The 1,182-nt window shown below is 44.7% G+C and carries 1 pseudogene; it reads right to left on the bottom strand.

What is annotated here, in order from left to right:
• Positions 1 to 1,099: pseudogene (locus A3735_RS31885) on the bottom strand (transposase); the annotation flags it as partial.
• Positions 1,100 to 1,182: the final 83 nt, after the last annotated feature.

The following is a 1,182-nucleotide window of genomic DNA, read 5'->3' as shown; positions in this document are numbered from 1 at the left end:
AGGGATTTTCTGACGCACTTTTCTGACCAAACACTGCGCTCAAGCAATGCTGCTGCATGTTCTCCTTGCTCGGACTCATGCACTTCCCAGCCAACAATTTTGCGACTGAAGATATCTTCTATCATATACAGGTAATAATACCGCCCTATCACAGTTGCAGGGCAGTACGTAATATCCCAACTCCAGACTTCATTTGGCCCAGTGGCCGTATATCCCTTCGGTTTCTTCGTACCATTTTTGGGCTTGTCTCGCCCCCTGTGAGCCAGTTGATTATGTGCTTTGAGCACACGATAAAAGCTGGACTCAGAAGCAATATATTGCCCTTTATCCGCTAGCCTTGGTACGATTTGGCTGGGTGGAAGGTCCGCATATTCGGGCTCGTTACAGATATTGATAATGCTCTGTCGCTCGGTTTCTGACAACTTATTCTTTGGCTCAGGTCTAATAGCTGACTGTCTTTTGTCCTGTGTAACGCCACNATCTTCAATCCAGCGTTGTAAGGTCCGAAGCGATAAGCCTATTAGCTCACAGGCTTTCACTCTTCTGGCTCCAGCACTAACGGCTTCATCAATCAGCTCCACATAATATTGCCTATCTGGAAGCATGGTTAGCTGTCCTCGTCTTCCCCCCAGTAGGCATTGAGCTTTTTTCTGAGCACCAATAATGCAGCAGTTTCAGCAAGTGCTGCATCTTTGCGTTTTAGCTCCTTCTCTAACTGCTTAATACGCTTCTTATCTGCTTTGCGCTCTGCAGCTTCCTGTTTCTTACGCTGAGCCTCAGTCATATTGTTGTTAATACAAGATTGTTTCCATTGCTTCACCTGATCAGGGTACAGCCCTTTTTCTCGGCAATACTCACTTAGCTCTATCTCCGACATCATGGCGGTTTCCAGAACAATTGAAAACTTTGCTTCTGGAGACCAGTTATCTGGACTACTACTTTTTGTCACACTTGAACCTGGTAATTGAAATTTATCTCGCCAGGAATACAAGGTGGATAGGTTTATGTTTTCCTGGGCTGAAAACGTTCTTAATGATAACCCACTTTCAAGCCACTTCTTAACAATGGCTTCTTTAANCTCTTTTGAATAATGCTTCACTCATATTCTCTTACCGCCTCCTATTCAATTATTAAAAATTAACAGAGGCGACAACTATCCTGACACAGGGGGGTGACGAGGAC

Source organism: Oleiphilus sp. HI0061 (assembly GCF_001635675.1).
This window is presented reverse-complemented; position numbering and strand designations above follow the sequence as displayed.